Annotated in this window: 18 protein-coding genes, 1 tRNA gene and 1 pseudogene; 6 read left to right on the plus strand and 14 right to left on the minus strand. The window is 60.5% G+C overall.

Annotated features, from left to right (window positions below; all coding sequences use genetic code 11):
• Positions 1 to 129 precede the first annotated feature (129 nt).
• Together dksA and CBB63_RS10430 are read left to right on the plus strand one after the other, a co-directional pair.
• Positions 130 to 552, plus strand: a complete 423-nt coding sequence (gene dksA, locus CBB63_RS10425; protein ID WP_286699086.1) for an RNA polymerase-binding protein DksA — start codon at positions 130 to 132, stop codon at positions 550 to 552.
• A gap of 113 nt (positions 553 to 665) precedes the next feature.
• Entirely contained in the window at positions 666 to 1,835 is a 1,170-nt protein-coding gene (locus tag CBB63_RS10430; protein ID WP_286699087.1) for an FAD-dependent monooxygenase, read from the plus strand.
• A gap of 13 nt (positions 1,836 to 1,848) precedes the next feature.
• On the opposite strand, the gene ocd is transcribed toward CBB63_RS10430, so the two are convergent.
• Both ocd and rocF read right to left on the minus strand, forming a co-directional pair.
• The gene (ocd, locus tag CBB63_RS10435) at positions 1,849 to 2,898 is read right to left on the minus strand and encodes an ornithine cyclodeaminase (RefSeq protein WP_286699088.1); all 1,050 of its coding nucleotides are present in this window, start codon (positions 2,896 to 2,898) and stop codon (positions 1,849 to 1,851) included.
• Positions 2,899 to 2,919: 21 nt separating this feature from the next.
• Entirely contained in the window at positions 2,920 to 3,840 is a 921-nt protein-coding gene (rocF, locus tag CBB63_RS10440; protein ID WP_286699089.1) for an arginase, read from the minus strand.
• A gap of 111 nt (positions 3,841 to 3,951) precedes the next feature.
• Between rocF and CBB63_RS10445 the strand changes: the two are divergent.
• A pseudogene (locus CBB63_RS10445) lies at positions 3,952 to 4,374 on the plus strand (Lrp/AsnC family transcriptional regulator); the annotation flags it as partial.
• A gap of 36 nt (positions 4,375 to 4,410) precedes the next feature.
• On the opposite strand, the gene CBB63_RS10450 reads toward CBB63_RS10445, so the two are convergent.
• Together CBB63_RS10450 and CBB63_RS10455 are read right to left on the minus strand one after the other, a co-directional pair.
• Positions 4,411 to 4,878 (minus strand): disulfide bond formation protein B, encoded by a 468-nt coding sequence (locus tag CBB63_RS10450; RefSeq protein WP_286699090.1) that lies wholly within the window; start codon positions 4,876 to 4,878, stop codon positions 4,411 to 4,413.
• Complete coding sequence (locus tag CBB63_RS10455; RefSeq protein WP_009826966.1) at positions 4,878 to 5,456, minus strand: YqaA family protein; 579 nt, start codon at positions 5,454 to 5,456, stop codon at positions 4,878 to 4,880. Before CBB63_RS10455 ends, CBB63_RS10450 begins: the two co-directional genes overlap by 1 nt.
• Positions 5,457 to 5,579: 123 nt before the next feature.
• Between CBB63_RS10455 and CBB63_RS10460 the strand changes: the two genes are divergently transcribed.
• A tRNA-Leu gene (locus CBB63_RS10460) sits at positions 5,580 to 5,663 on the plus strand.
• Positions 5,664 to 5,834: 171 nt separating this feature from the next.
• Here CBB63_RS10460 and CBB63_RS10465 read toward each other — a convergent pair.
• From CBB63_RS10465 to CBB63_RS10495, 7 genes are all read right to left on the minus strand, one after another.
• Positions 5,835 to 6,761 carry a carbohydrate kinase family protein gene (locus tag CBB63_RS10465; protein WP_286699091.1) on the minus strand — a complete coding sequence of 309 codons (927 nt, stop codon included), beginning with the start codon at positions 6,759 to 6,761 and terminating at the stop codon, positions 5,835 to 5,837.
• A complete protein-coding gene (locus CBB63_RS10470) occupies positions 6,758 to 8,314 on the minus strand; it encodes a mannitol dehydrogenase family protein (protein ID WP_286699092.1) in 1,557 nt (518 codons plus the stop codon). The genes CBB63_RS10465 and CBB63_RS10470 overlap by 4 nt, the downstream gene beginning before the upstream one ends.
• A 50-nt stretch (positions 8,315 to 8,364) precedes the next feature.
• The gene (locus tag CBB63_RS10475; protein WP_064215727.1) at positions 8,365 to 9,369 is read right to left on the minus strand and encodes an ABC transporter ATP-binding protein; all 1,005 of its coding nucleotides are present in this window, start codon (positions 9,367 to 9,369) and stop codon (positions 8,365 to 8,367) included.
• Between the two features lie 12 nt (positions 9,370 to 9,381).
• A complete protein-coding gene (locus tag CBB63_RS10480) occupies positions 9,382 to 10,212 on the minus strand; it encodes a carbohydrate ABC transporter permease (protein WP_009826970.1) in 831 nt (276 codons plus the stop codon).
• A gap of 10 nt (positions 10,213 to 10,222) precedes the next feature.
• Complete coding sequence (locus CBB63_RS10485) at positions 10,223 to 11,089, minus strand: carbohydrate ABC transporter permease (RefSeq protein WP_005853360.1); 867 nt, start codon at positions 11,087 to 11,089, stop codon at positions 10,223 to 10,225.
• A 117-nt stretch (positions 11,090 to 11,206) separates the two neighbouring features.
• Entirely contained in the window at positions 11,207 to 12,508 is a 1,302-nt protein-coding gene (locus CBB63_RS10490; RefSeq protein ID WP_037944212.1) for an ABC transporter substrate-binding protein, read from the minus strand.
• A 114-nt stretch (positions 12,509 to 12,622) separates the two neighbouring features.
• The gene (locus CBB63_RS10495; RefSeq protein WP_037944213.1) at positions 12,623 to 13,654 is read right to left on the minus strand and encodes a LacI family DNA-binding transcriptional regulator; all 1,032 of its coding nucleotides are present in this window, start codon (positions 13,652 to 13,654) and stop codon (positions 12,623 to 12,625) included.
• Between the two features lie 1,261 nt (positions 13,655 to 14,915).
• Here CBB63_RS10495 and CBB63_RS10500 point away from each other — a divergent pair.
• Positions 14,916 to 20,606, plus strand: a complete 5,691-nt coding sequence (locus tag CBB63_RS10500; protein ID WP_502695903.1) for a Hint domain-containing protein — start codon at positions 14,916 to 14,918, stop codon at positions 20,604 to 20,606.
• A 113-nt stretch (positions 20,607 to 20,719) separates the two neighbouring features.
• On the opposite strand, the gene CBB63_RS10505 is transcribed toward CBB63_RS10500, so the two are convergent.
• The gene (locus CBB63_RS10505) at positions 20,720 to 21,322 is read right to left on the minus strand and encodes a nucleotidyltransferase family protein (protein ID WP_286699094.1); all 603 of its coding nucleotides are present in this window, start codon (positions 21,320 to 21,322) and stop codon (positions 20,720 to 20,722) included.
• A 174-nt stretch (positions 21,323 to 21,496) separates the two neighbouring features.
• Here CBB63_RS10505 and CBB63_RS10510 point away from each other — a divergent pair, with 174 nt between their 5' ends.
• On the plus strand, positions 21,497 to 22,870 hold the full coding sequence (locus tag CBB63_RS10510; RefSeq protein WP_286699095.1) for a DUF2254 domain-containing protein: 1,374 nt from the start codon (positions 21,497 to 21,499) through the stop codon (positions 22,868 to 22,870).
• A 9-nt stretch (positions 22,871 to 22,879) separates the two neighbouring features.
• Here CBB63_RS10510 and CBB63_RS10515 read toward each other — a convergent pair whose 3' ends face one another.
• Complete coding sequence (locus CBB63_RS10515; RefSeq protein WP_286699096.1) at positions 22,880 to 24,184, minus strand: HlyC/CorC family transporter; 1,305 nt, start codon at positions 24,182 to 24,184, stop codon at positions 22,880 to 22,882.
• 828 nt (positions 24,185 to 25,012) lie between these two features.
• Positions 25,013 to 25,987, minus strand: coding sequence for a site-specific tyrosine recombinase XerD (locus CBB63_RS10525; protein ID WP_286699098.1), 975 nt, complete (start codon positions 25,985 to 25,987; stop codon positions 25,013 to 25,015).
• Positions 25,988 to 26,410 lie beyond the last annotated feature (423 nt).

Below are 26,410 nucleotides of genomic sequence, written 5' to 3' on the forward strand. Positions count from 1 at the left end.
GTCCTTAAACCAACAAACATAAGCATTGTGTAGTGACAATCCGCTAACGCTGCGTTAGATGCACGCCACGGGAGTGATGTCGGGAGACGCGCCTTCATGACAGGATTTAAGACCGCGATGGGGAATGATATGAAGCAGGAAGTTTTTTTGGCGGATGGTTATACACCTGCCGAAGACGAGCCGTTCATGAATGATCGGCAAGTCGAATACTTCAGACGCAAACTATTGAACTGGAAAGCCGAGCTGCTGGCGGGAAGCCGGGACACGATCGAGGGCTTGCAAGACGGGACACGCAACATCCCCGATGTGAACGATCGCGCCTCCGAGGAAACGGACCGCGCGCTGGAACTGCGCACACGNGACCGCGCCCGCAANNTGGTCAGCAAGATCGACGGGGCGCTGCGCCGCATCGACGAGGGTGAATTCGGCTACTGCTCTGTCACCGGAGAGCCGATTTCGCTGAAGCGTCTGGATGCGCGTCCAATCGCCACGATGAGCCTTGAGGCGCAAGAGCGTCACGAGCGCCGCGAGAAAGTCCACCGCGACGATTGATCGTCCGGTAACGGGTCGCAAATGAAGGCATTTGCGCGAGAATGACAATGAAAGCGCCGCGGTGAGAGCCCGGCGCTTTTGTGTGTGAAGCTGGCAAGACAGGCGAAAGCGAAATGGGCATCAGCAACGCAATCGTTATTGGTGGGGGTATCGGTGGCTTGGCCGCCGCAGCGGCTTTGTCGCGCCGCGGCATGGCTGTCACGCTGCTGGAGCAGGCTCCNGCGATCACCGAGGTCGGNGCCGGNCTCCAGATCAGCCCTAACGGTATCGCGGTGTTGCGAGCGATGGGGCTCGACGCCAAGCTGACCGAACGCGCGGCGGTGCGCGGGCAGGCGGTGGTCTTGCAGGATTACAAGGCNGGNGCGCGTGTGGCGCGGTTGGACCTGATGCGCGGGCAGGGCGCATATCCCTATNTGTTCGTGCACCGCGCCGATCTGGTGGACATCCTGCTGGGCGCGGCCAAACGGGGCAATGTGACGGTAGANCTNGGGGCCGAGGTGGCAGAGGTGACCCCCGGNGCCACACCNCAACTGCGCCTGACCGATGGNTCGCGCCGACGGGCAGAGCTGATCGTTGANGCCNGCGGGATCCACAGCCGGGCGCGTGCGGTGTTGAATGGCGCGGATCAGGCAAAGTTCACCGGGCAGGTCGCGTGGCGCGCGGTTGTGCGCAATGACTTCAACCACCCAGACGAGGCCCATGTCACCATGGGGCCGGGCCGGCATCTGGTCAGCTANCCTTTGCGCGGCGGGCNGCNGGTCAATCTGGTCGCGGTNGAAGAGCGTGANAGNTGGGCCGCCGAAGGCTGGAACCATGCGGACGATCCGGCAAACCTGCGAAANGCNTTTGCGGGNTTTGGCGGGCGGGCTGCCGCGATGATCANTGCGGTTGAGGNCTGCACGCTTTGGGGGCTCCACCTGCATCCGGTTGCGCAGACGTGGCATCAGGGCGGGGTTGNNTTGCTGGGGGATGCCGCGCATCCGACGCTGCCGTTCCTNGCGCAGGGNGCCAATATGGCGCTTGAAGATGCATGGGTGCTGGCCGACAGCGTGCTGAACCACCCCGCAGAACANGCGCTCGCCCGCTATCAAAGCCTGCGCCAAGCCCGTGTTACCCGNGTCGTCAAAGCGGCGGCAGGCAATGCCGCGCGCTATCACTTGCGCCCCGGGCCTTTGCGGTCGGCCGCGCATNTGGGGCTGAAACTGGGCAGCACCCTTGCACCNTGGGCGATGGTCGGCGCGTTCAACTGGCTGTACCACCATGATGTGACCGCGCCGAAATAGGCTNCCGTCGCCGTTACTTGGCCCGTTGCAACATGCCGAACAGATCCCGCGGGTCTTCGGGGTCGGCCAGCAGGTCAAGCGGNTCGAACAGATCGGTCGCCTTGATCTGGTCGCGNACATAGCGCAGCGCCGAGAAATCCTCGATCGCGAAGCCGACGCTGTCGAACAGGGTGATCTGCTTGTCATCGGTGCGCCCCTGCGCCTGACCGGTCAGCACCTGCCAGATTTCGGTCACAGGGTGATCCGGNTCAAGCTGCTGTATCTCNCCCTCGATCCGGGTCTGTTCGGGGTATTCCACAAAAATCCCCGCGCGGTGCAGGATCGCGGGGGCCAGTTCGGTCTTGCCCGGACAGTCGCCGCCGATGGCGTTGATGTGGATGCCGCTGCCGACCATATTATCTGTCAGGATGGTGGCATATTGCTTGTCCGCNGTGCAGGTGGTGACGATCTGCGCGCCCAGCATCGCTTCTTCCGCGGTGTCGCAGGGCACGACCTTGATGCCCAGACCTTGCAGGTTGGCGGCGCATTTGGCGGTGGCGTCTTTGTCGATATCATACAGCCGCACCTCGTCGATGCCGACAATGGCCTTCATGGCGAGGGTCTGGAATTCGGATTGCGCCCCGTTGCCGATCATNGCCATGACATGCGCGCCCTTGGGGGCCAGCAACCGNGCCACCACGGCAGAGGTCGCCGCCGTGCGCAGCGCCGTCAGCATCGTCATCTCGGACAGCAACACCGGATANCCGTTGGCCACATTCGCCAGCANGCCAAAGGCGGTCACGGTCTGCAAACCGTCTGCGGTGTTCGAGGGGTGGCCGTTCACATATTTGAACCCGTAGACCTCGCCGTCCGAGGTCGGCATCAGCTCGATCACGCCCTGTTCCGAATGGCTGGCCACACGCGGGGTCTTGTCAAACAGCTCCCACCGTTTGAANTCCGCCTCGATATACTCCCCAAGCCCGATCAGCATGGGTTCAATCCCGATGTGGTGGATCAGCNTCATCATATTGTCGACGGANACAAAGGGCACCAGCGCCTTGTCAGAGGGGGTCAGATTGGTCATGGTCGTGGTCCTTTACTCAAATCAATAGGCGCGGGTGGGGCGGTCGAANACGCGGCGGCCAAAGGCAGAGGCGGCCAGATCGACCATCAGCTGCGCGGTGCGGCCCCGTTCATCCAGGAAGGGGTTCAGCTCTACCAGATCAAGCGAGGTCATCAGCCCGCTGTCATGCAGCATTTCCATNACCAGATGGCCTTCGCGCACGGTNGCACCGCCGGGGACGGTCGTGCCAACCGCGGGGGCAACGGACGGATCAAGGAAATCCACNTCNAGCGANACATGCAGCATCCCGTTCGCCGCCGCGACCTTTTCAAGGAANGTGTTCAGCGGCGTGGCGATGCCCGTCTCGTCGATCTCGCGCATGTCGACGCGCTGGATGGTGGTTTCCTGCAGCGCCGCACGCTCTGCCGCGTCGACAGAGCGCAGGCCGATGATGGCGATATTATCNTGCGGCAGCGGGTAGGGNAGATCGGGGAAGGCATCAAAGCCCTCGCGCCCTGTCACATAGCCCAANGGGGTGCCGTGCAGGTTGCCGCTGTCGGTGCTTTCGGGCGTGTGGAAATCGCTATGCGCGTCCAGCCACAGCACAAACAGGGGGCGTTCNTNCGCCTGCGCATGGCGCATCGCGCCCANNACGGTGCCGGAGGCNAGCGCATGATCGCCGCCCATGATGATCGGGGTNCCNTCCTGCAAGGCGGCTTGGGTGGCCTCGGCCAGNCTNTGNGTCCAGGCGATGGTTTCCTCAAGCGCGTGCAGTTTCGGGTGCTGGCCGGGCGTGAAGGGCGCAGGCGCGACATTGCCACGGTCTGTGACGCTATGGCCCAGATCGGTCAGCGCGCCCGCCAATCCAGCGGTGCGATAGGCATCGGGGCCCATCAGACAGCCCAACCGGCGCTTGCCGCTATCNAGCGGGGCCCCAAGAAGAATACAGTTTTGTCCAGACATGGGTGAGATCCTTTCGTCANCGTTTCCAAGACGATATCTAGCTGGTCTGGTCAGAAACAATCATCTAAAGTGACCAAATCGGAGATTATTTGACCAAANTGGACANCCAAAATGGACACAACGGACGAAGCAATTCTGGCNGCGCTGCGCGACGACGCGCGGGCGTCTCTGTCTGATCTGGCNGCNNCNTTGCGGCTGTCNCGTACCACCGTGCGTGCGCGTCTCGCCCGTTTGCAACAAAGCGGAGAGATNNTGGGCTTTACCGTCGTGACGCGCTCGGACGTGCGTGCCGATCCGGTNCGNGGATTGATGATGATCGAGATCGAGGGCCGTGGCGCTGACCGCATCACCCGCANGCTGGCCGGTATGGCGGCGTTGCGTGCCGTGCATTCAACTAATGGCAGATGGGATGTGATCGTCGAGATCGGCACCAAAACGCTTGAGGAGTTCGACGAGGTTCTGGCCCGCATCCGCAAGCTCGACGGGGTGGTCGCGAGCGAGACGAGCCTTTTGCTCAAGACGCGCAAGGCAGGGCAGGCCGCNNCNTANGGCTGCGGCCTGCNAGATGGTTCAGCGCGGNGTGCGCGCGGCAGAGACCCAGAACGCCAGTAGGACGGCACAAATGACAGCGTTCCAACCCGCCATGGACAGACCGAAAAGCTGCCATACGATGTCATCACACATGACCAGACCGGACGGCGCGCTGGTGGACAGAAGATCGCTGCCGCTCATCGCGCCAAGGTCCATGCCGCCGCCTGTGCAGGACGACGGACCGGGCCAGAATTTCCATTCCACCCCCGCATGATAAACCCCGATCAGCCCCGTGATCGCCACCGACAGCGCGCCAAGCCAGATCAACGCCCGCGGCGCACCAAAGAGCACGATCACCCCGATGGCAATCGCCGCCGCATGGGGCCACCGCTGCCATAGGCACATTTGGCAAGGCGCATAGCCGCCGATGTGTTGGAACCCGAAGGCCCCCAACAGCAGCGCAGCAGACCCCAGCGTAGCAATCAGGACATAGGTGTTTCGCGTCATCACAGGTACCTCAGCAAGAAAAAGCTGCCGAACAGCAGCACGACAAATACCGTAAATACCAAAGGCAGACGGCGTTCAATAAAGTCGCGGATAGGTGCGCCAAATTTCCACAGCAGCGCCGCCACGATGAAGAACCGCAGCGCGCGTGCAAGGATCGAGGTCACGATAAAGGTCGCCAGCGGCATCCCCGTCCACCCCGACATGATTGTGATCACCTTGTAGGGGAAGGGCGTGACGCCTGCGGTCAGCACAGCCCAGAAGCCGACGCCGTTGAACCGGTCCGAGAATGCCGCCATCGCGTCGCCTTTGCCAAGGCTGGCAAGGATCGGTTGGCCCAGTTGTTCAAATGCCAGCGCGCCAATGGCGTATCCCAGCAGGCCCCCCAAGACCGACGCGACCAGCGCGATCCCCGCGATCAGCCATGCGCGGTTCGGACGCGCAAGGATCATCGGGATCATCAGCACATCCGGCGGAATGGGAAAAACAGAGCTTTCAAGGAATGCCACAACCGCAAGGGCCCAAAGCGCGTGCGGGTGGTTTGCCAGGCCCAGAACCCAGTCATATAGCCGTCGGATCATACTGCGGTCTCCGGTATTGTTTTCTGTTCAATGGCAACACCAGAACAATCGGACGAGGTCAAGCAAAAGCGGTAAAATTGCTCTTGCCGTGGGGCGCGTGGCACGGTAACAGACCCCCATTGTGCCCAAGTGGCGGAATGGTAGACGCAGGGGATTCAAAATCCCCCGCCGCGAGGCGTGCCGGTTCGAGTCCGGCCTTGGGTACCACCTTGTTCTTGCAAGGCTTTCCGTAAAATTCAGTTTTGATCGTCGATAGGTGTGAAGGTTGCTTTTGCAGCCTTGGCAATGTCGCGTCCTCTTGTCCGTTGCATATCAAAAGCCGCGCAGGGAATTGCTGCGCGGCTTTGCGAAAGGATCCGTCTGGGGGTGTGGTCTGCGTTAAAGCTCGTTCGCCCAAGGCGGGTTGGCACCGGCGCGTGACACGGTGATGGCGGCAACGCGGGCGCCATATGTCATCGCGTCGCGCAAAGCGTCGGGATCAAGCGTGCCAAGGGCTTCGGGCGTCAGCAGGTCCAGATCGGACAGCTTCGCCAGAAATCCCGCATTGAACGTATCACCGGCACCGATTGTATCGACGACGTTGGTCTTTACCGCAGGCACCGTGATGGATGTACCGTCTGCCAGCGTTGCTATGGCACCCTCAGCCCCTTGGGTGACAATCACAACCGACGGACCGGTGTCGAGCATTGCGCTGATCTTTTCGGCCTGCGTCAACGGGGCGGGGTTTAGCCAGTTAAGATCCTCGTCCGAGACTTTGACGATATCCGCCTGGCTGATCATCGCCGCCATCCGGCGGCGGTAGCCGTCCGCGTCGGTGATGAAGAGGGGGCGGATATTGGGGTCGATCATCACCGCCCGCGACCCGCCCTGACGTTCCAGCAAGGCGGCATAGGCGCTGGCACTGGGGTCGCTGGCAAGGCTGATACCGCCAAAGAAAAGCGCGGTGATATCGCTTGGCAGCGCTGGCATATCCTCGGCGCGGATCATCCGACCGGCGGAGTTTTCGTCGAAGAATGAATAGGTTGCATGCCCATCTTCAAGTTTCACAAAAGCCAATGTGCTAGAACGGTCAGAGCGGATGATATGCGTGGTATCCACGTCACTGGCCTTCAGCGCATCGGCCAGCTGGTCGCCAAACATATCGCGCGACAACCCGGTCAGCATGCCCGCGCGGGCGCCCAAGCGGCCAAGCGCGATAGCGGTGTTAAAGACCGCGCCGCCCGAATGAGGCACAAACCCGTCCGGCCCGTCGAGCGACGGGGCCGCGACCATATCGATCAATGCCTCCCCGCAACACAGGATCATTGCCCCAACCCCGCGCGGTCACCGGCCAATGCGGCGGCCACATCCGGCTGATCGGTATAGACCGCAAGCGCGGCCTCGCAGCCTTCTGCCCAGATGAGCGAGAGCCAGTGTTCAAACGCCTCGGCAAAGGCCTGATGCTCGGCCAGATCGCCATAGATATGACGCTGCGCAAGCCAGAGCTGCGGCGCTTCGCGCGCGGCCAGGGCCACAGCGTTGAGGCGCGCCCACTGCGGGTCGTTCGGCTCGATCTCTGTCCCGTCCATGCGGGTGCCTGCACACATGCGAGCCCATAGCGCCTCTACCAGGGCCAGACCGGAACAACTGCCCTTGGCCGCCAAGGCGTCGCGCAAAACCGGCAGGACAAACCCCGGATGCCGTGATGACCCGTCAAAAGCCACGCGCCGTGTGGTGTCGCGAATTGCGGGGTTGGCGAAACGTTTGGCAATCAGTTCGACATAGGCCGCCGGGTCTTGACCGGGTACGGCGGCGACGTAGGGGGCGATTTCCGCTGCCTCGATCTTGCGGAACATGGCAGAGGTCAAGGGGTGCGCCATGCAATCGGCGATAGTTTCCAGGCCCAGCAACTCTCCGGCGTTGGCCAAGACCTGATGTCCTGCGTTGAGGATGCGGATTTTCATCGCCTCGTAGTCATGCACCGCGTCGGTAAAGATCGCCCCCGCCTTGTCCCAGTCGGGGCGTCCGGCGCAGAAGTCGTCTTCGATCACCCATTGGCGGTAGTTCTCGTGGGTCACCGGTGCCGCGTCATCGACGCCAAGGCTTTGCGCCAGCGCGATTTCGTCAGGGCCGGTGGCGGGCACGATGCAATCCACCATAGAGTTCGGGAAGCTGCAGTTTTGCTCGATCCACTGGGCAAGCGCCGCGTCACTTTGGCGGGCGAGGGTCACGACGGCCTGGCGCGTGGCGGTGCCATTGCCGCGCAGGTTGTCGCAGCTTTGGACCGTAAACGGACCGTGGCCCGCATCGCGCCGCAGCTTGAGCGCTGCAATGATCGCGCCGAAAACCGTCTTGGGCTGATCGGGCCGCGCGCGGTCATGCTGGATATCGGCGTGGGTCAGATCAAGCCCGCCGGTTTCGGGATCGATAAAATAGCCGCCCTCGGTCACGGTCAGCGACACGATGCGGATCGCGGGATCTGCCATCGCCGCAATCAGCGGCGCGTTGTCTTCGGCGATGGGGGTGTAGTCGATCATCGAGCCGACGACCTCGGCCGTGACACGACCGGGGGCCAGTTCGATCAAAGTGGTCAGATAATCCTGCGCCTGAAGCTTGTCGCGCATCGCGCTGTCATAGGCCCGCACGCCGGCCCCGATCAGCGCCCAATCCTGCGCCAGACCCTGTTGCATCAGCTTGTGCAGATACCACGCCTGATGGGCGCGATGGAAGTTGCCCAGGCCGATATGGATGATCCCCGCCGAGAGCGCGCCGCGATCGTAGTCGGGCGTACCGATACGGGCGGGCAGGTCACCAAGGCGATCCAGAGACAGCGGCACCGGAGGCGGCGCGTCGGTGTTTGTTATGGTCGGTTCATTCATGAGACCGCTTTCGTAGGAAGCAAAGTTAAAGGGCAGGGGCACGCGGCGCTTCATGCGATGCGTAGGCCGTTGGCGTCGAAGCGGTGAAGCGAGTCCTCGCGCGGGGTCAGGAACACTCGGTCGCCGTGGCGCAAGCCCACTTCGCCGCGGGCACGGACGGTCATCATCTCGGTCAGGCCGGTGTCATAGACGTGGAAGAACGTGTCCGACCCCAAATGCTCCGACACTTTGACGACACCGCTCCAGGTGCCTTCGGTTGTCGATACGTCGATGTGTTCAGGGCGGATGCCGATGGTATGCGCACCGTGTTTGGCCGCCTCGGGGCCCGAGATCAGGTTCATCTTGGGCGAGCCGATAAAGCCCGCGACAAAGGTGTTGCGGGGTGTGTGGTAAAGCTCGAGCGGGGAGCCGACCTGTTCGATCACACCGGCCTGAAGCACCACGATCTTGTCGGCCATGGTCATCGCTTCGACCTGATCATGGGTTACATAGATCATTGTCGTCTCAAGCCGTTTATGCAGCTCGGAGATTTCAAGCCGCATGCCCACGCGCAAAGCAGCGTCGAGGTTGGACAGTGGTTCGTCGAACAGGAAGGCCGCGGGTTCACGGACAATCGCCCGACCAATCGCGACACGCTGGCGTTGCCCGCCCGACAGCTGGCCGGGTTTGCGGTCCAGATAGGCGGTCAGGTTCAGCGCTTTCGCCGCGGCATCGATGCGGCGGTTCTGTTCGTCCACGGGGATGCCCGCCATGCGCATCGGAAAAGCGATGTTCTTGCGCACGGACATATGCGGATACAGCGCATAGGACTGGAACACCATTGCCAGACCGCGTTTGGCGGGGGGCACATGGGTGGCGTCCTGCTTGTCGATGCGGATTTGCCCGCCCGAGGTATCTTCGAGCCCTGCAATCAGGCGCAGCAGGGTGGATTTGCCGCAGCCCGAGGGGCCGACAAAGACGGTGAATTCGCCGTCTTCGATGGTCAGGTCCAGCGGCGGGATGACTTCGACGTCACCGAAGCGCTTGGAAACCTTGTCTAATGTGATGCGTCCCATGGTGTTGTTTCCTTATTTCACTGCGCCAAAGGTCAGGCCGCTGACAAGTTGTTTCTGGCTGAACCAGCCAAGGATGAGGATCGGCGCGATGGCCATGGTCGAGGCCGCGCTGAGCTTGGCGTAGAACAAGCCCTCGGGGCTGGAATAGCTGGCGATAAAGGCCGTCAGAGGGGCTGCCTTGGCGGCGGCGAGGTTGAGGGTCCAGAAGGCTTCATTCCAGGCGAGGATCACGTTCAGAAGCAGCGTGGATGCGATGCCGGGGATCGCCATTGGCGTGAGGATATACAGCACCTCTTCGCGCAGGCTGGCACCATCCATACGGGCTGCCTCCAGGATCTCGCCGGGGATTTCCTTGAAGTAGGTGTAAAGCATCCAGATGATGATCGGCAGGTTGATCAGCATCAGCACCACGACCAGCCCCAGTTTGCTGTCCAGCAGACCCATTTTGATAAAGATGAGGTAGATCGGATACAGCACCCCGACCGCTGGCAGCATCTTTGTCGACAGCATCCACAGCAGGATATCTTTGGTCCGGTTGGAGGGGACAAAGGCCATTGACCACGCCGCGGGAACGGCGATCAGGATGCCCAGAATGGTAGAGCCCCCCGCGATCACCACCGAATTCCACAAGAAGCGGCCGTAGTTCGAACGTTCCTGCACCGCGGCGTAGTTCTCCAGTGTCCAGTCAAAGAACAGGAACACCGGCGGGTCTGCAATCGCCTGGGCTTCGGTCTTGAAGCTGGTCAGGATGGTCCAGAGGATCGGGAAGAAAATCAGTAGCCCGACGCCCCATGCGAGTGCGGTGTTCAGAGCCTTGCGTTGTGTGGTCGTTGCACGTGCCATGACGGGCTCCTTATGCGTCGAGGTTCTTGCCAACCATGCGCATCAGGAAGATGGCAACGATATTGGCGAGGATGATGGCATAGACACCGCCGGCAGAGCCGAGCCCGATGTTCTGGCTTTCCAGCACACGCTGGAAGATCAGATAGGTCAGGGTTTTGGTGCCAAAGGCGCCTTGGGTGGTCACGAAAATTTCGGCGAAGATAGAGAGCAAAAAGATCGTCTGGATCAGCACCACCACGGTGATTGCCCGCGACAGGTGGGGCAGGGTGATGAAGCCAAAGCGTTTGACGGGCGATGCGCCGTCCATCTCGGCGGCCTCCAGTTGTTCGCTGTCCAGCGACTGGATTGCGGTTAGCAGGATCAGCGTCGCAAAGGGTAGCCACTGCCAGCTGACAATCAGAATGATGGATTGGGTCGAGGCTTCGGTCAGCCACACCAGTGGTTCAGCCCCAAACAGGCCCCACAGGTGGGCGAGCAGCCCGTTGACCGGATCCATGAACATGTTCTTCCAGACCAGCGCCGATACGGTCGGCATCACGAAGAACGGGGCAATCACGAGGATCCGAACGATCCCTTGACCCCACATCGGCTGGTTCAGCAAGACGGCCAGCAACACACCCAGAACGACGGTGATGAACAGGACGCCGCCCACAATCACCAGTGTCGCCTGAACCGATGGCCAGAAGGCGCTGGACGATACGAAGCGGACGTAGTTGTCAAAGCCGACCCACCCCAGATCACCGCCGCGCAGGGGCAGGTATTTGCGAAAGGAAAAATACAGCGTCATCGTCAGGGGGACGAGCATCCATCCCAGAAGCAGCACGACAGCGGGGGCCATCATCAGACGGGCGGCCGATCGTGAGTGTTGCGTTGCCATTGAATATACCTCCTCCGTTGACGGGCTAGGGCCGTCCCGGACGATCATGCACGTGTTGGAAAAAAGGGGCCAGTCAGCAAGGGGGAGCTTTGCTGACTGACCCCGAGGGCGATCAGATCAGTAGCCGGCGGCTTCCATCTCATCGGTGGTCAACGCTTGGGCGTTGGCCAGGGCTTCATCGACGGACTGCTGTCCTGCCAGCGCGGCAGAGAACTCTTGACCGACCTGTGTGGCGATGCCTGCAAACTCCGGGATAGCTGCAAACTGCACACCGACGTAGGGCACCGGATCCACGGTTGGCGCGGTGGGATCAGCCGACAGGATGCTGTCCAGTGTCATCTGCGCGAAAGGCACCTTTTTGTATTCGGCGTTTTCGTACAGCGATGTCCGCGTGCCGGGAGGAACATTTGCCCAACCGTCTTTCTCGGCGACCAGCTCAAGATACTCTTTGGACGTGGCCCATTCGATGAATTCTTTCGCGGCGGCTTCGTTATCGGTGCCGGCAGGGATGCCAAGCGCCCAAGCCCACAGCCAGTTGCCGCGTTTGCCTTTGCCGGTGTCAGGTGCCAGCGCAAAGCCGACCTGATCCGCGACGGTGGAATCTGTCGGGTTGGTCACAAAGGACGCCGCAACAGTCGCGTCGATCCACATGCCGCATTTGCCCTGTTGGAACAGCGACAGGTTTTCGTTGAACCCGTTGTTCGCCGCACCCGGAGGGCCCGCGTCGTTCATCAGGTTCACATAGAACTCAAGCGTTTCTTTCCATGCGGGCTGGTCAAACTGCGCAGTCCAGCTTTCGTCGAACCAGCGTGCGCCAAAGGCGTTTGCTGTCGCGGTGAGGAACGCCATATTCTCGCCCCAACCGGCCTTGCCACGCAGGCAGATGCCGTTGATGCCGGCGTCGCGGTCGGTCATGGCGCGGGCCGCTTCAGCGACGAATTCCCATGTGGGCGCGTCGGGCATCTCCAGTCCGGCTTTCTCCATCAGGTCCTTGCGGTACATGATCATGGAGCTTTCGCCGTAGAAAGGGGCCGCATAAAGCGTGCCGTCGACGCTCAGACCGCCGCGCATCGCGGGCAGGATGTCGTCGGTGTCATATTCCGCCGACAGATCGTCCAGCGGCACCAGCCAGCCTTGCTTGCCCCAGATAGGGGTCTCGTACATGCCGATGGTCATGATGTCGAACTGCCCACCTTTGGTGGTGATGTCCGTGGTCACACGTTGACGCAGGACGTTCTCCTCCAGCGTGACCCATTCGACTTCGTGGCCGGTTTTGGCAGTAAAATCATCGGTAAAACCCTGCATCCGGATCATGTCGCCGTTGTTGACTGTAGCGATTGTGATCGTATCCGCAGAAGCAGCGGCTGCCGTCAAAAGTGAAATGGCGGTCGCCGTTCGAAAAGCGTTCAAAACAAACATCTTCTACCTCCCTGATGAGATGTTAGCGACAAGCTTAGGGCTATTGGTGAACTCGCGTCAATTTGAATTTTACGCGCGTCTAGTTTTGCGATTTAGGCGCGTGTTTTCAATTGCCTAGGCAGAGCCCCTGAGCACGAGCTTGCCGTCAAACAGCGTCTCTGTACGCGAATCGAGAGAATCATCTGCCTCGATCAGGGCCAGCAGGGTGGTCGCGCTTTTCTCGGCAATGGCTTCGTAGTCTTGGGACACGGTGGTCAGGCGCGGGCAGGTGAAGCGCGAGAAAGGATGGTCGTCATGGCCCGCGACGCGGAAGTCGTGGCCGGCCTCGATCCCGACGCTCATCCCCGCCTCGAAAATGGCGGACAACAGCCCGATGGCCAAACGGTCGTTGCTGCACAGTATTGTTTTCGACGGCAGGCTCCGGTCGCGGATCACGCGGGTGCCTTCGCGAAACCCGATCTCTTCGAATTCCCATCCCTCGCCACCGACCTGGATCAGATGCGGCGTCTGCCCCAGACGTTCCATCGCCCTGACATAGGCCGCGCGCCGTTTGTAGGCGTTGGGGTTCATCGGGTCTTTCATCTCGAAAAAGGCAGGCGGCTCGCCCGTGCGGCACAGATAGTCGACGATCAGATCAACGCTTTGTTCATTGTTGGAGCCTATGAACGCCTTGCCGACCTTATCGATGTTCGCATCGAACAGGACGGTAGGGACCTCTTCGGTAAAGGTCTGGATCTGCGCGTGGTCAGAACTGCGCCCGAAAGCGGCCAGCAATACGCCCGCCGGTTTCAACATGCGCAGGTTTTCGAGGTTCTCCAGTTCCATCTCGGGGCTGCCGTGCGACCCGAGCAGAACGGGCCGGAAGCCCTGCCGCAAGATGTGCTCTTCGATCGTGCGGGCAATCTTGGCAAAGAAAGGGTCGGCCAGATGCGGTACCACGACGCCGATGTTCTTGGTCAAACGGCGGTTCTGGTTCATGGCGTAAAGATTGGGCCGATAGTCATATCGGTCCAGCGCTGCCTCAACCCGTTTGCGGGTGCTGCTACGCACGCTGGTGGGGTCGTTGAAGAACTTGGAAAGCGTCGGACGGGAGATCCCGCTGACGGCGGCAAACTCTTCCATATTCTTGATTTTCCGACTGCTCATCAAACGCTTCTTCTGGTGGTGGCAGAGGCCAAGTGACGACGCCATGTTCCTGTATCTGTTGGATCAGCATACTTGTCGCGCGGTAAATATCACCCCCTAACATCATGAGACAGTGGGATTTTGCTGCGAATTTGACCAAAATACCCTCTTGCGGTTGTAGCGGCAGATGTTCGCTCAAACGCATGTCCTCGCGTCAAACTTATGGTGTCGGGCCTAAATAATCGGCATATGGCACCCCACCTGAGGTGCCGAAGTCTATCCTTTAGGTGGTATTGCGATTCGGTTTCGTGCTGGAAAACTGGCTGCGTTTTCGAAAAAATGGGCGCGGTCGCAAGCTATTGGTTCCAAATCGCGAATTCACGCCCCGCCACAGTCCCGCCACGCCGAATTTAATCGCAAAGATGGTTTATTGTGTCTGGCTGCGAAACAGTGCCGAGGGCTGGGTTTGAGAAATCATTAAAATTTGGTGAAAAACCCCGAAAAGTACCAGCTCCATCGAAATGGCGCCCTAAGATGGGAAACAATGCGCTACCTATGCGTGCATATTCCGCGCCGCCGTCGAGTCAAAAACGGCGGAAAAGAGGCGCGTCTGCGAATTCTTGCCATTTTTTCCTTCCAGCAACGTCAACGGGTAGGTAATAAGAACGTGCCCAACTGGGGGGCAAAGTTTTTTAGGTTTCGGGGGCGACCGCATCGAACGCACATGTTGTGCGGGGAAGATGTGTTCGCTTGGCTCTTAAGAGCCGATGAATATACTACTGCCGGTTGCGCGGCAGCGGGCAGCTGTCTGCGGCTGATCCTCCCTTCAGGACGGTAGAGTTCTTTGTGTGTCGTCTGTGACCGCGGAGCTTTGTTAGGGGTATTGTGCGCCGTTTTTTAACGGCCCGCCACGTTGGCGGAAGGAGGAGAAACTGATGGGAAACTGTATCTACAGACCACGACTGCCGGACCGTTCGGGTATGGGTGATGTTGCAACTCTGCGTTGCTCCGCCGCTACCGACACCGTCTTGATTTCTTCCCCGAAGCGCCGTTTTCGGATCACATCAAGAACACAAATGACCCGTATCCAAACGGCTGCAGATTTGGGCGTGTCTCGCGATGCACCCGTCCGCGCGCCGTATGTTTCATTGCAGCAGCGTCGCGGGCAGGGCGTTGCTTTGTCTCGCCTTAGTACCCCGGCACAGAATTGCTGCCATGTGAATTAATAAGCCTCGCCCATGACTGGGCACCCTAGTTTTACGGCTGACGGTACAACCGTAGCGTGCCTGACCTGATTTTGGAGACGACCGATATGACCATCTTTTTGAATAAACTGTGGCTCTTTGGAAAAACCTCGACCGCCGAAGCCGAGAAAACCGCGACCGAGGCTCCGGCCGATGGACCGAACGGGATCGTGGACGGTAACCAGCAGGGCAACAAGATCGACGCCAGCTATAATGATGACCCAAGCGGTGACCGTGTTGACGGTAACGACGCGGTATTTGGCAACGTTGGGTCCAATGATGACATCATCCTCGCACGTGGCGGCAATGATACGGTCAATGCGGGTTTGGGGAATGATACGGTCGTCGCAGGGTCGGGCAATGATTATGTTGACGGGGGCAAGGGCAACGACATCCTGATCGGTGATGGCGCGACCAAGGGCAACTACGGCGACACCCGCGAAAGCTTTGAATGGTCCAAGGCACCCGACCCATCGGGCGACGGTTCCGCGATCGACGACAATGACAACCTCAAGGGCGGGTTCACGCAGAATACCGGCACCGTCAACGTCACGTTCGAGCTCAAGAGCTTTTCGCCGCGCAACAATGCGGATCAGGAATTCAGCGACAGCAAACAGTTCACCGGCAATGTCGAGGGCGATGCCCACGGCGTGAACGACAACAGCTCGTTTGAATCGCTGGCCAACTGCACCGGTGAAACCAAGTTCGAACTGCGGTTTGACGAGGCCGTTGGCAATGTGTCNTTCAANGTGAACGACATCGACAACANNGGCGCTGTGAAAGTGCTGGCNTANGANGCNTCNGGCAAGATGATCGACGTNGANNTGATCGCCAACAGCAGCTCCNGCNAAGTGAAGCTGACNGACAGTGACGGCAAGTTCGGCGTGGACACGGCCACCAGCNAGGGCGGCGACGATTCCCCCTCGTCGAGCAAGTATTCCGTCAACGTGTCCATCGACGGTCCCGTATCGCGGATCGAGTTCATCCACACCGGTGCCACAAGCGGCAACTCNGGNGTCAACGTNACAGACGTGTTCTTTGACAACCCNGCGGCNTTGCTGGCGGATGACGACGGCACTGTCGGCAACGACACGCTGCACGGCGGCGAAGGNGATGACATCATCTTTGGCGACAGCGCNGGCCTGACCAANGCGNAGCCNGTGTCGAAGACTGTTGAGCCTGTATCGGGTGCGGATCATACCGTTCTGACATGGGATCTGGCAAATGTGACGGTGGCTGGCGGTTCAAGCCCCTTCCAGAACAGCGATGTGGGCTCCGGCGATCTGTCTGGCAAGTCGTTCACCATCAACGAAAATTCCGCACCTGTTGCGGTTGGCATCAATGATGACGACGATAAGTTGAATGACAACGACAACTCGCAAACCTTGGCGAAAACCACCAAATTGGATGACAATACCGAAAAGTCCGGCGACAAGATCATCCCCGAGNATTCCTATATTGTGCGCCCCGAAGGCGCAGTNGATTCCTCGCAGGATGTGACAGTCTACGTCGTGAACTTTGACGGCGACGATGCCGTCGGTTTCGTGACAGACAAACCGCTGGAAGTCGGCAAATCCTACGATTTCGTCAGCCACAACTCTAACCTGCCATCGATCAAATACGACCACATCGCCAAGACCTACACCACGAGTGATGACAGCACGTCCCCAACCGATGGCACCGTTGGTGGCGACGATGTGCTGACCGGCGGGAATGGNAACGACACGATCTTTGGTGAAGGCGGTAACGACAGCATCGAAGGCAATGCGGGCCACGATTCGATCGAGGGCAACCACGGCGATGACACCATTTCCGGTGGCANCGGCAANGANACGATCTANGGNGACAACAACACCGNNGNCGNNTCTACGNCNGGCGGCACGACAGAGCGNGAGAGCTTTGAGTGGGACAAGGCACCAGACCCCCATGACAACTCGGCTGTCGANAATAANGACAATCTGGGCGGTGGNTTTGTTCAGGACACGGGCAACGTCAATGTGACCTTCTCGGTCACNGGCAGCANNNAAACNCCCGAGACGACATTCTCNACNGACCAGCANAAGGTGCATTCGATCACNGGCGACGGTCAGGCGACCAATGCNAACAGCTCTTTGGCNTCNCTGGCGAACCAGGATGGCGANAGCGCGACCTATCGNNTGGANTTCTCNAAGGATGTGACCAACATCAGCTTCCGCATCAATGACATTGATAACGCGTCGAAAGTCGTCATCGNGGCGGTTGGTCCCGATGGGACACGGACGCCGATCAAGGTCGATGCAGGCAGCGGCATCAATGCCCACAACCAAGACGGCGTTGGCGGTTACGAAACCCTGATCAGCGGCGGGGGTAATGGCCCCGATACCGATCCCTACCACTCTGCCCTAGTGAACATCGAAGGCCCGGTCGAATACCTCGAGATTACCCACACGATGGNTCANANCCTNTCGNNCGGNAANCACGCGGGCATCAACATCACCGANGTCTATTTNGACGCNCCCGTNGGCNGCGTTGACGNNGGNGCNGGCAATGACCTGNTGATGGGCGACGANGGCGACGACTTTATNGACGGTGGCGCAGGCGACGACANGCTGTTTGGCGGCGATGANGACGATACGCTGATCGGCGGTGACGGGGATGACCAGCTGACCGGCGGCGAGGGCAAAGACAAGATCAGCGGTGGCGCAGGCAAGGATACCATCTTTGGCGGCANCNATGGCGATGAGGTNGACGGNGGNGCAGGCGGCTTCAATGCCGACCCTGCGCTGAACACCGACGATGACACGCTTGATCTGACTGGCCTCAATTTCCGCTTGCGTGATCTGGAACCAGATAGCAACGGCAATGGTCAGAACGGTACNGTTGANCTNTACAACGACGACGGCACATCCGCGGGCTCGTTCAAATTCACCGAGATCGAAAACATCATCGGCGAAGAGATGGCCGGTCCGGTTGATGGTCTGGACAGTGGCGAGGATATGGCCCCGGGCTACACCGACGCCCAAGGCGACCAGATCGACGGCACAGACGGGATCAACGATACGATCTTTGGCAACGGTGGCGACGACACGATCGACAGCGGGTTGGGCGACGATACCGTTGACGGCGGCGCGGGCGACGACACGTTCACACTGACCGATGGCGTCGACAATGACGTTATCATCGGCGGCGAAAGCGGCGAAACCGACGGCGATGTGATCGACAGTACGGCTGTGGATGACGACCTGACAGTCACTTTCACCGACAAAGAGGAAGGGACACTGACCAACGGGTCCGGCACCACCGAATTCTCGGAGATCGAGAGACTCGAACTGGGTGGCGGTGACGATACGGTCACAGGTTCCGGCGGTGATGAAAATGTCATGACCGGTGACGGCAACGACGTGGTGAACGCCGGCGGTGGNGATGATACCATCGATGGCCAGGGCGGCAATGATACCATCGACGGTGGTAAATATGATGACAGCCTGATCGGTGGTGACGGCAACGACTCCCTNGTCGGTGGTGAGGGTGACGACGTACTGATTGGCAACAAGCCCGGTGCGATTGGCGTGCCCGACACNGACGTTCCACTGGTCTCCACACCCTTTGATCAGGATACCAACCCCAACGACGACAAAGACACGCTNATCGGCGGCGCGGGGAATGATACGATCGATGGCGGCGATGATGCCGACTATATCGACGGTGGCGACGATGATGATGTCATCGAAGGCGGCATCGACAACGACACCATCTATGGCGGCAGCGGCAACGACACCATCACCGATGTCCAAGGCGCGGACGAAATCTATGGCGGTGACGGTGACGATCTGATCGAAGCGGGTATCGACACCTTCTCTGATTATGCGAATGATCAGCCGACCGTCGGTGGGCGACCCAACCCATTCTTCAACTCCGGCGATCCGAACAAGGACGATGGTCGTGATTTCGTCGATGGCGGCAGCGGTAACGATACGATCCGCACCGGCGACGANTCTGANACCATCTACGGCGGTACGGGCGACGATTCNATCAACGCGGGTATCGATGACGATGAGGTCTACGGCGACGACGGCGACGACAGCATCATCGGCAGCCACGGGTCNGACAGCCTGTATGGCGGCGANGGCAATGACACCATCTATGGTGGCTTTGGCAACGAACCGATCGCCGGCTACGAGGGCGAGGAAGTCGACGCCACCGATCCNCAGCCGAANAACGGCAAGGACTATATCGAAGGCGGTGCCGGCAATGACGTGCTGTACGGTGAAGACGANAACGACACCATCCTGGGTGGTGCCGATGACGACTACATCGACGGTGGCATTGACGACGACAGCCTNGATGGCGGTCANGGCGANGATACGATCTTGGGTGGTCAAGGCAACGACACCATCCGCGGCGCACAGGGCCATGATGAGATCGATGGGGGGGACGGTGACGACTCCATCCTCGCGGGCAATGGNAACGACGACGTTAAAGGCGGTGCCGGGAACGACACCATCGACGGTGGTCAGGGCAACGACACCATCGACGGCGGTGACGGCGATGACTCCATCCTTGGGGGCTTTGGNGANGACTCCATCCTCGGGGGNGCCGGAAACGACACGATCATCGCGGCCGGTGACAATGANACCGTAGACGGTGGGACCGGTGACGACTCCATCAGCGGTGTGCGCGGCGACGACATCTTGTTCGGTGGCGAGGGTGACGACACCATCGACGGCGGTGAAGACAACGACAGCATCGACGGCGGCGACGGCGACGACAGCCTGCTTGGTGGCTTTGGCGACGACACCATCGAAGGCGGTGAAGGCGACGATACCATCAGCGCAGGTGGCGGCGACGACATCATCAGCGGTGGCGCGGGCAATGATAGCCTGCAAGGTAACGACGGGCGCGATACCTTCACCAACGTCAACGGTGGCGACACCATCGACGGCGGTGCCGGCACAGATGCCTCNGACTACGACNTCATCGATCTGAGNGGCGCGCTGAGCCCCGGCGGCGGTTATCGTCTTGAAAACGTCACGCCGGATAATGATGCCGGTGACACCATCGACGGCGANAGCCCCAACGATGGCATCGACGGTACGATCGTCTTTACGGATGCGTCCGGCACTGAAACCGGTCGTCTCGACTTCACCAANATCGAAGAGATCATTCCCTGCTTCACGCCGGGCACCTTGATCGCTACGCCGAAAGGGGAACGTCGGGTCGAAGATCTGGTGGTGGGCGACCGTGTCATCACNCGTGACAACGGTATTCAGGAAATCCGCTGGGTCGGTGCCCGCGAGATGACCGGACAAGAGCTGGCGCATAANGCGCATCTGCTGCCGGTTCTGATCCGTCAGGGTGCTTTGGGCAACAACCTGCCCGAGCGTGACATGCTGGTCAGCCCCAACCACCGCGTTCTGGTGGCCAACGACAAGACAGCGCTCTACTTCGAAGAGCGCGAGGTTCTGGTCGCGGCGAAACACCTGACNGGTCTGGAAGGNGTTGATATCGTTGAAACCTCTGGCACGACCTACATCCACGTGATGTTCGACCAGCACGAGGTGATCCTGTCTGACGGCACATGGACCGAAAGCTTCCAGCCGGGCGATATGAGCCTTGCAGGNGTCGGCAACGCGCAGCGCAACGAGATCCTGGAGCTTTTCCCGGAACTGGCAACGCGCGAAGGGGTGGACGGCTATGTCGCCGCGCGCCGCACACTGAAAAAGCACGAGGCGAAACTTCTGACGAAGTAAGCGCCACATTATATGCAGCAACATGCCTGCATCCCCTTGGGGGTGCGGGGCGAAGAACGGGGCAGGCGACTGTCCCGTTTTTCCGTGTTCAGGGTTANGTGGTCAGGGGCCGGTCAGCGNGCCGCGCGCCATGCGGCCCATGCTTCGGGCGTATCAAGGTCCAGTCGCGCGCGGTTCTCCGGCAGGGGGATCAGCAGCGTCTGGTCCTGAGCCTGTGCGATGATCTCTTTCCCGCCGGTGTCACCTTGCATCCGGGCAAAATGATCAAAATGGCAGGCGGCAAAAACCGTGGGGTGACCCGGCTTTCCATCCGNCGTCGCACCGCGCCATACCGTGTAATTTGATTTAATATCAACGGCNTGAAAGACGGTNTTCAAGTCATCTTCAGTCAGTTCTGGCAGGTCGGCAAGCAGCACCATCGCGGCAGGCGTACCGGTGGGAAGCACTGAAAACCCCGCGCGGAGCGAGGCGTTCATCCCCTCTGCCGCGTCGGGAACGGGNAGCGCTTCAACCTCCATATCAGCCACAAGCGCGTAGCGNGGGTGGGGCGCAGGTGGCAGGGCNACNATGACCGCNCCNCGCGTCGCCGCCCGCGCNATCCGTGCCTGTCGGCGCAGCAGCGCTTCGCCCTCCACGATCTCAAGCAGTTTGTCGCGCCCCCGCATCCGCGAGGATTGCCCCGCGGCCAGCAGGATGATGGGGATGTCATGGCTCATANACCGACCATAGCCAGAATTGTTCAACCACCGTAAGAGCATAGCATCAGTCCNACCCGCTGATTTNGCCCGGCATTTTTGAACCNTCGGGCGNAATAGGGCGTTGGGCTTGTAAGCCANGTGATCTCCGCGCAAGCTTGTTGAACATGGCACTTCATGACGCGGACATACCCTATGAANNTTGACTTCCTTTTGCCATCGACACTGCTCCGCAAGGGCCGTGAATACAGCCGCAAGCTTTGGGTGCGGGTGCTGATCATGGGGTTGNTGGCGGTCTTGTCGCTGCTGCTGAGCATGTTGATCGAACGCTGGATCCCGCAATCTCTCGCGACCTATCTGACCGGCAGTGCGGCGGACCGGTTGCTGTCGATCATCGCCAACGCGATGCTTGCGGTCACCACCTTTTCGCTTAGCGTCATGGTCACNGTATATCGCAGCACCTCGACCCAATGGACGCCGCGCATTCANCGCTTGATCGTGCAGGACCGCACCACCCAGAATACGCTGGCCGTCTTTATCGGGGCTTATGTGTATGCGCTGATCGCCATCATCCTGCGCGAACTTGGGGTGTTCGACGACAAGCGGTCTTTCGTGTTGTTCGTNATGACGGTGATCGTNCTGACGGTGATCGTGTTCAGCCTGATCCGCTGGGTGCTGCATCTGCANACNTTTGGCAGCCTGATCGATACCTCGCGACAGGTGGAGGATCAGACACGCCGCACCTTCAAGGAACGNCTGCNTAANCCCTGCCTCGGGGCCAANCCNCTGACNGGNGATATCCCCGACAGTGCAAAGCCGTTCACCGCGGATGAAAANGGCTATATCCAGCATATCTANCCCGAAGCGTTGAANACCGTGGCGGAAAACCACGGGGTGAAGATCTATCTCAAGCGCAACATCGGCAGCTTTGTTTTCGTCAACGAACCTTTGATGATGATCGACCGCGTGGGGCAGCCCAAGGACGATGAACACACCGATGAAACGCTGCATGCAGGGATCAATGCCAGNATCANCATCGGCGATNTGCGNACCTATGATCAGGATCCGCGCTTTGGNCTCATCGTGATGGGAGAGGTCGCGTCAAAGGCGCTGTCGCCNGGNGTNAANGACCCCGGCACCGCGATCGACGTGATCACCCGCATNGGCCGCATCCTNAGCTTTTACGAGGACGAGACCGAAAGGGACCGCGACGAGGTGCTGGACCACATCTATGTCGCACCGCTGGACCCGTCTGACCTGATGCAGGACGCTTTTGGCGCGTTGGCGCGGGACGGGTGTACNGTGGTCGAGGTGCAGCAGCGGCTTCAAGCCACGCTGAANGGCCTGATGCGNCACCCTGACGAGGGGCTNCGCATNGCCGCGCGCAGGGCTGCCGAACGTCACCTCAGACGCGCGCTTGCCAAGATCGACTTTGAACCCGACCGGGCGCAGTTGATGNAAAGCGCCAGCCAAGACGTGCGCGATGCGGTCCGTGACGCGGTAAAGCNCAGCGATACNGAGGATGACGCGCCAAAGATGGACAACGACACNGACACCGACACCACCTGAGGGNGGCTTTTACAGGGGGCGGATTTTCAGCTGTGTGATCCGGTTGCCATCGCGGGCGATGACCTCGAACCGGAANCCGTGGAAAGAGAACACCTGATTGGGCGTCGGGATCATCTGCGCTTCGTGGATCACCAGACCGGCGACGGTATTGGCNTCTTCNTCNGGCAANTCCCATTCCGTNGCGCGGTTCAGGTCGCGGATCGTCATGGCCCCATCGACGAAATANTGCCCGTCCTCGGCCTTGGTCACGCCGTGGTCCGCNTCNGGGTCGAATTCATCGGTGATCTCGCCNACNATNTCTTCNAGGATATCCTCGAGCGTGATCAACCCCTGAAGCGAGCCATATTCATCCACCACCAGCGCAAAATGGGTGCGGCGCCGTAGGAACTGGCGCATCTGTTCGTCNAGCGTAGATGTCTCGGGCACGAAATAGGGTTTCATCGCGATATCGGCGATTTTGAACGTCTTGAACGGTTTGTCATCCTCGGCACCGCTGATGTGCTTGTACATGGCACGCAGCAGNTCTTTGGCATGGATCACNCCNATGATGTTCTCGGGATCATCGCGGTAGACGGGCAGGCGGGTGTGGTTGCTTTCCAGGATCTGTTCAAGGATCTGCGAAGGGTCATTGGCGGCATCGATCATCTCGATCCCTGACCGGTGGAGCATGACCTCTTCCACCATACGTTCGCGCAGGTCGAGCGCGCCTAGAATACGGTCGCGGTCTTCCTTCTCTACCACGCCTTCAGAGCGGCCGATTTGCAGCGCCCCCGCAATTTCCTCGCGTACGGCAAGGATGTTGCTGTCAGGGTCGATGGTCACGCCGAACAGGCGCAGGATGCCGCGGACCAGAAACCGCACGGCCGACACCACGGGNCTGAAGATCAGCACGACCAGCGCAATGGGCCGCGACACGGCTGCGGCGGCGGTTTCAGCNTTGGTGATCGCATAGGTCTTGGGCAGAACCTCGGCAAAGATCAGNACCAGCAGCGTCATCACCAGCGTCGCCAGCGCCACACCGGATTCGCCAAAGACCCGCGTGAACAGCGCNGTNGCAAGCGAGGCTGCAAGAATGTTCACAAGATTGTTGCCCAGCAGGACAGAGCCTATCAGCCGCTCGTTATCCTCGGTGATCTTGAGCGCACGTTCCGCCCCCTTGGACCCTTTATCCGCCTGACCCCGCAGCTTGCCCCGCGATGCCGCCGTCAGNGCCGTTTCNGANCCCGANAAGAAGCCGGAAAGCACCAGAAGNAACAGGATGATACCGCTGCTGATCCAAAATGCGCCGTCTAGGATTGCGGGGGCCGTGTCCATTTGTGAGTATACCTTATCCGTTTGCTCATAGGGTTATGGGCGTGTGTGCGGTTTCATTCAAGGGATGAGCAGGGTGAACCATCAAGATTTGGGACAATTGAACGGGCCGATTGTGCTGTTCGGCGGTCCGTATTCCAACCTGCAGGCGCTTGACGCGCTGTTTGACCGNGCGCGNGCCTTAGGGGTGGGGCCGGACCGGATGATTTGCACCGGCGACGTCGTGGCCTATTGCGCCGATGCCCATGCCGTCAGCGGCAGGATGCAGGACAGTGGCATNGCGGTGGTGGCGGGGAATTGTGAAAAGCAGCTTGCCGCAGGTGCGATGGACTGCGGCTGCGGGTTCGAGGATGGCAGCGCCTGNGATCTGCTGTCGGTCGGCTGGTACGGCTACGCCAGCGCGCAGATCACCCAAGCGCAGCGCGACTGGATGGGGCAGGTGCCGGANATCCTCAGCTTTCACCACGCCGGAAAGCGNTATGCCGTGATCCACGGGGGGCACCANGATATCGCCCGCTTNATCTGGCCCGTCTCGCCCGAGGCCGTGTTTGACGCGGAATGGCAGGCGGTNGAGCNCAGCATCGGTCCGGTGGACGGGATCATCGCNGGGCANTGCGGGGTGGCNTTTGANCGGCAGACNGCGCGGGGGATGTGGATCAACGCCGGTGTCATCGGNATGCCGCCCAACGACGGCGCACCGCAGACCCGTTTTGCGGTGCTTGATGCNGGGCAGGTGNCGTTTCACCGGCTNNACTATGACCATGCCGCCGCCGCCCGCGCGATGGTGCAGGCGGGGCTGACCCAAGGCTACCATAAAGCGCTAGAGACCGGTCACTGGCCGTCAGAGGATGTCTTGCCGCCGGAACTGCGCCGCGCCGCCTTGGCCAGTGGATGATTATCGAGCACCAGTTCGGACAGACGTGCTTCTAGGACATGGGTGTAGATCTCGGTCGTGGCGACATCGGCGTGCCCCAACATCGTCTGGATCGCCCGCAGATCGGCCCCATTGGCCAGCAGATGCGTGGCAAAGGCGTGGCGCAACGTGTGGGGGGTGACCTTGGACGGATCAACACCGGCGGTCAGGGCAAATTCCTTGATCAGCAAATAGAAGCGGTGGCGCGTCAGNTATCCGGCNCTGCCGCGGCTGGGGAANAGGTAGATCGACGCNGGTTTGCCCTTGGCCTGTGCGGCCTCNTCNGTNTTNTCGCGCTGCACCAGCCATGCCGCCAGCGCCTCGCGCGNNGGGTCAGACAGNGGCACNAGACGTTCCTTGCCGCCTTTGCCCATGATCAANAGCAAACGCGGNTCGCCGCGGGCCGCGNTGACCCNAAGGCTCACNANCTCGCTCACCCGCATGCCGGTGGCGTANAGCAGCTCCATCAAACAGGTGTTGCGCAGCTGGTCCGAGGTGTTGCGCCCCGANTGNCGCGCCGCGTCGAGCAGCTGGTCNACCTCGTCTTCTGACAGCACCTTGGGCAGACGTTTGTCCTGCCCCGGACCGGCAATCTGGATCGCGGGGTTATCGGTGCGCCACCCTTCTTCAAAGGCGAAACGGTACAGCTGTTTGATCGCCGACAGCCGCCGTGCGCGGGTGGATTTGGCAAGCCCCTGCGCGTCGCACCAGACCAGATAGGCTTCGATATCCTTGCGACCGACCGTGACGAAATCCAAGGCGCGGCGGGCGAGGAAACTGTCAAAATCCTTCAGNTCGCGCCCATAGGCGAGTTGCGTGTTCGTGGCCGCGCCCAGTTCCGCCGCCTGCGCCTCTAGGAAGGTNGAAATCCAGTGCAGCAACTCGGTCTGCATCAGTCACGCTCCAGCAAAGACGTCTGCAGGGCNGCCCGCCGCGCGGCATCTTCCAGCCCCAAGGCCCGCAGGGTAGAGATCGCATCGCGCAGGGCAGCCGTGTCNCCGCGGGCNCCGTCCTCTAGCAGGGCAATNGTATGCAGGATGGCGCTGCCCAACTGACCGTTTTGCGCCATTTCAACCAGCCCCTNACGTGGTGTTGGCGTCGTGAACGCGCTGGCAATCCCCTGTGCGTGGGGGATGTCGGGCGTGGTTTTCGGGGCCTCGCCGCGCGCGATCTGCGACAGGAATGTAATCTCTGCCGGTGTCGTATCGGCGCTGGTAACCTGCTCGTAGAGCGGTGACAGCAGCAGGATACGGTCGCGCAGGGCGGCACTGGCACCGGTAAGGTCGGTGCTCTGCAAATCCTCGGCATAGAGGGTG

This window comes from Sulfitobacter sp. TMED3 (assembly GCF_002167505.1).
Classification (GTDB): Bacteria; Pseudomonadota; Alphaproteobacteria; order Rhodobacterales; family Rhodobacteraceae; genus Sulfitobacter; species Sulfitobacter pontiacus.

Coding starts and splice junctions, on each gene's coding strand:
- CBB63_RS10455 (WP_009826966.1), bottom strand. CDS start 5,456: ATGATCCGACGGCTATATGACTGGGTTCTGGGCCTGGCAAACCACCCG.
- CBB63_RS10465 (WP_286699091.1), bottom strand. CDS start 6,761: ATGATCCTGTGTTGCGGGGAGGCATTGATCGATATGGTCGCGGCCCCG.
- CBB63_RS10470 (WP_286699092.1), bottom strand. CDS start 8,314: ATGAATGAACCGACCATAACAAACACCGACGCGCCGCCTCCGGTGCCG.
- CBB63_RS10475 (WP_064215727.1), bottom strand. CDS start 9,369: ATGGGACGCATCACATTAGACAAGGTTTCCAAGCGCTTCGGTGACGTC.
- CBB63_RS10480 (WP_009826970.1), bottom strand. CDS start 10,212: ATGGCACGTGCAACGACCACACAACGCAAGGCTCTGAACACCGCACTC.
- CBB63_RS10485 (WP_005853360.1), bottom strand. CDS start 11,089: ATGGCAACGCAACACTCACGATCGGCCGCCCGTCTGATGATGGCCCCC.
- CBB63_RS10490 (WP_037944212.1), bottom strand. CDS start 12,508: ATGTTTGTTTTGAACGCTTTTCGAACGGCGACCGCCATTTCACTTTTG.
- CBB63_RS10495 (WP_037944213.1), bottom strand. CDS start 13,654: ATGAGCAGTCGGAAAATCAAGAATATGGAAGAGTTTGCCGCCGTCAGC.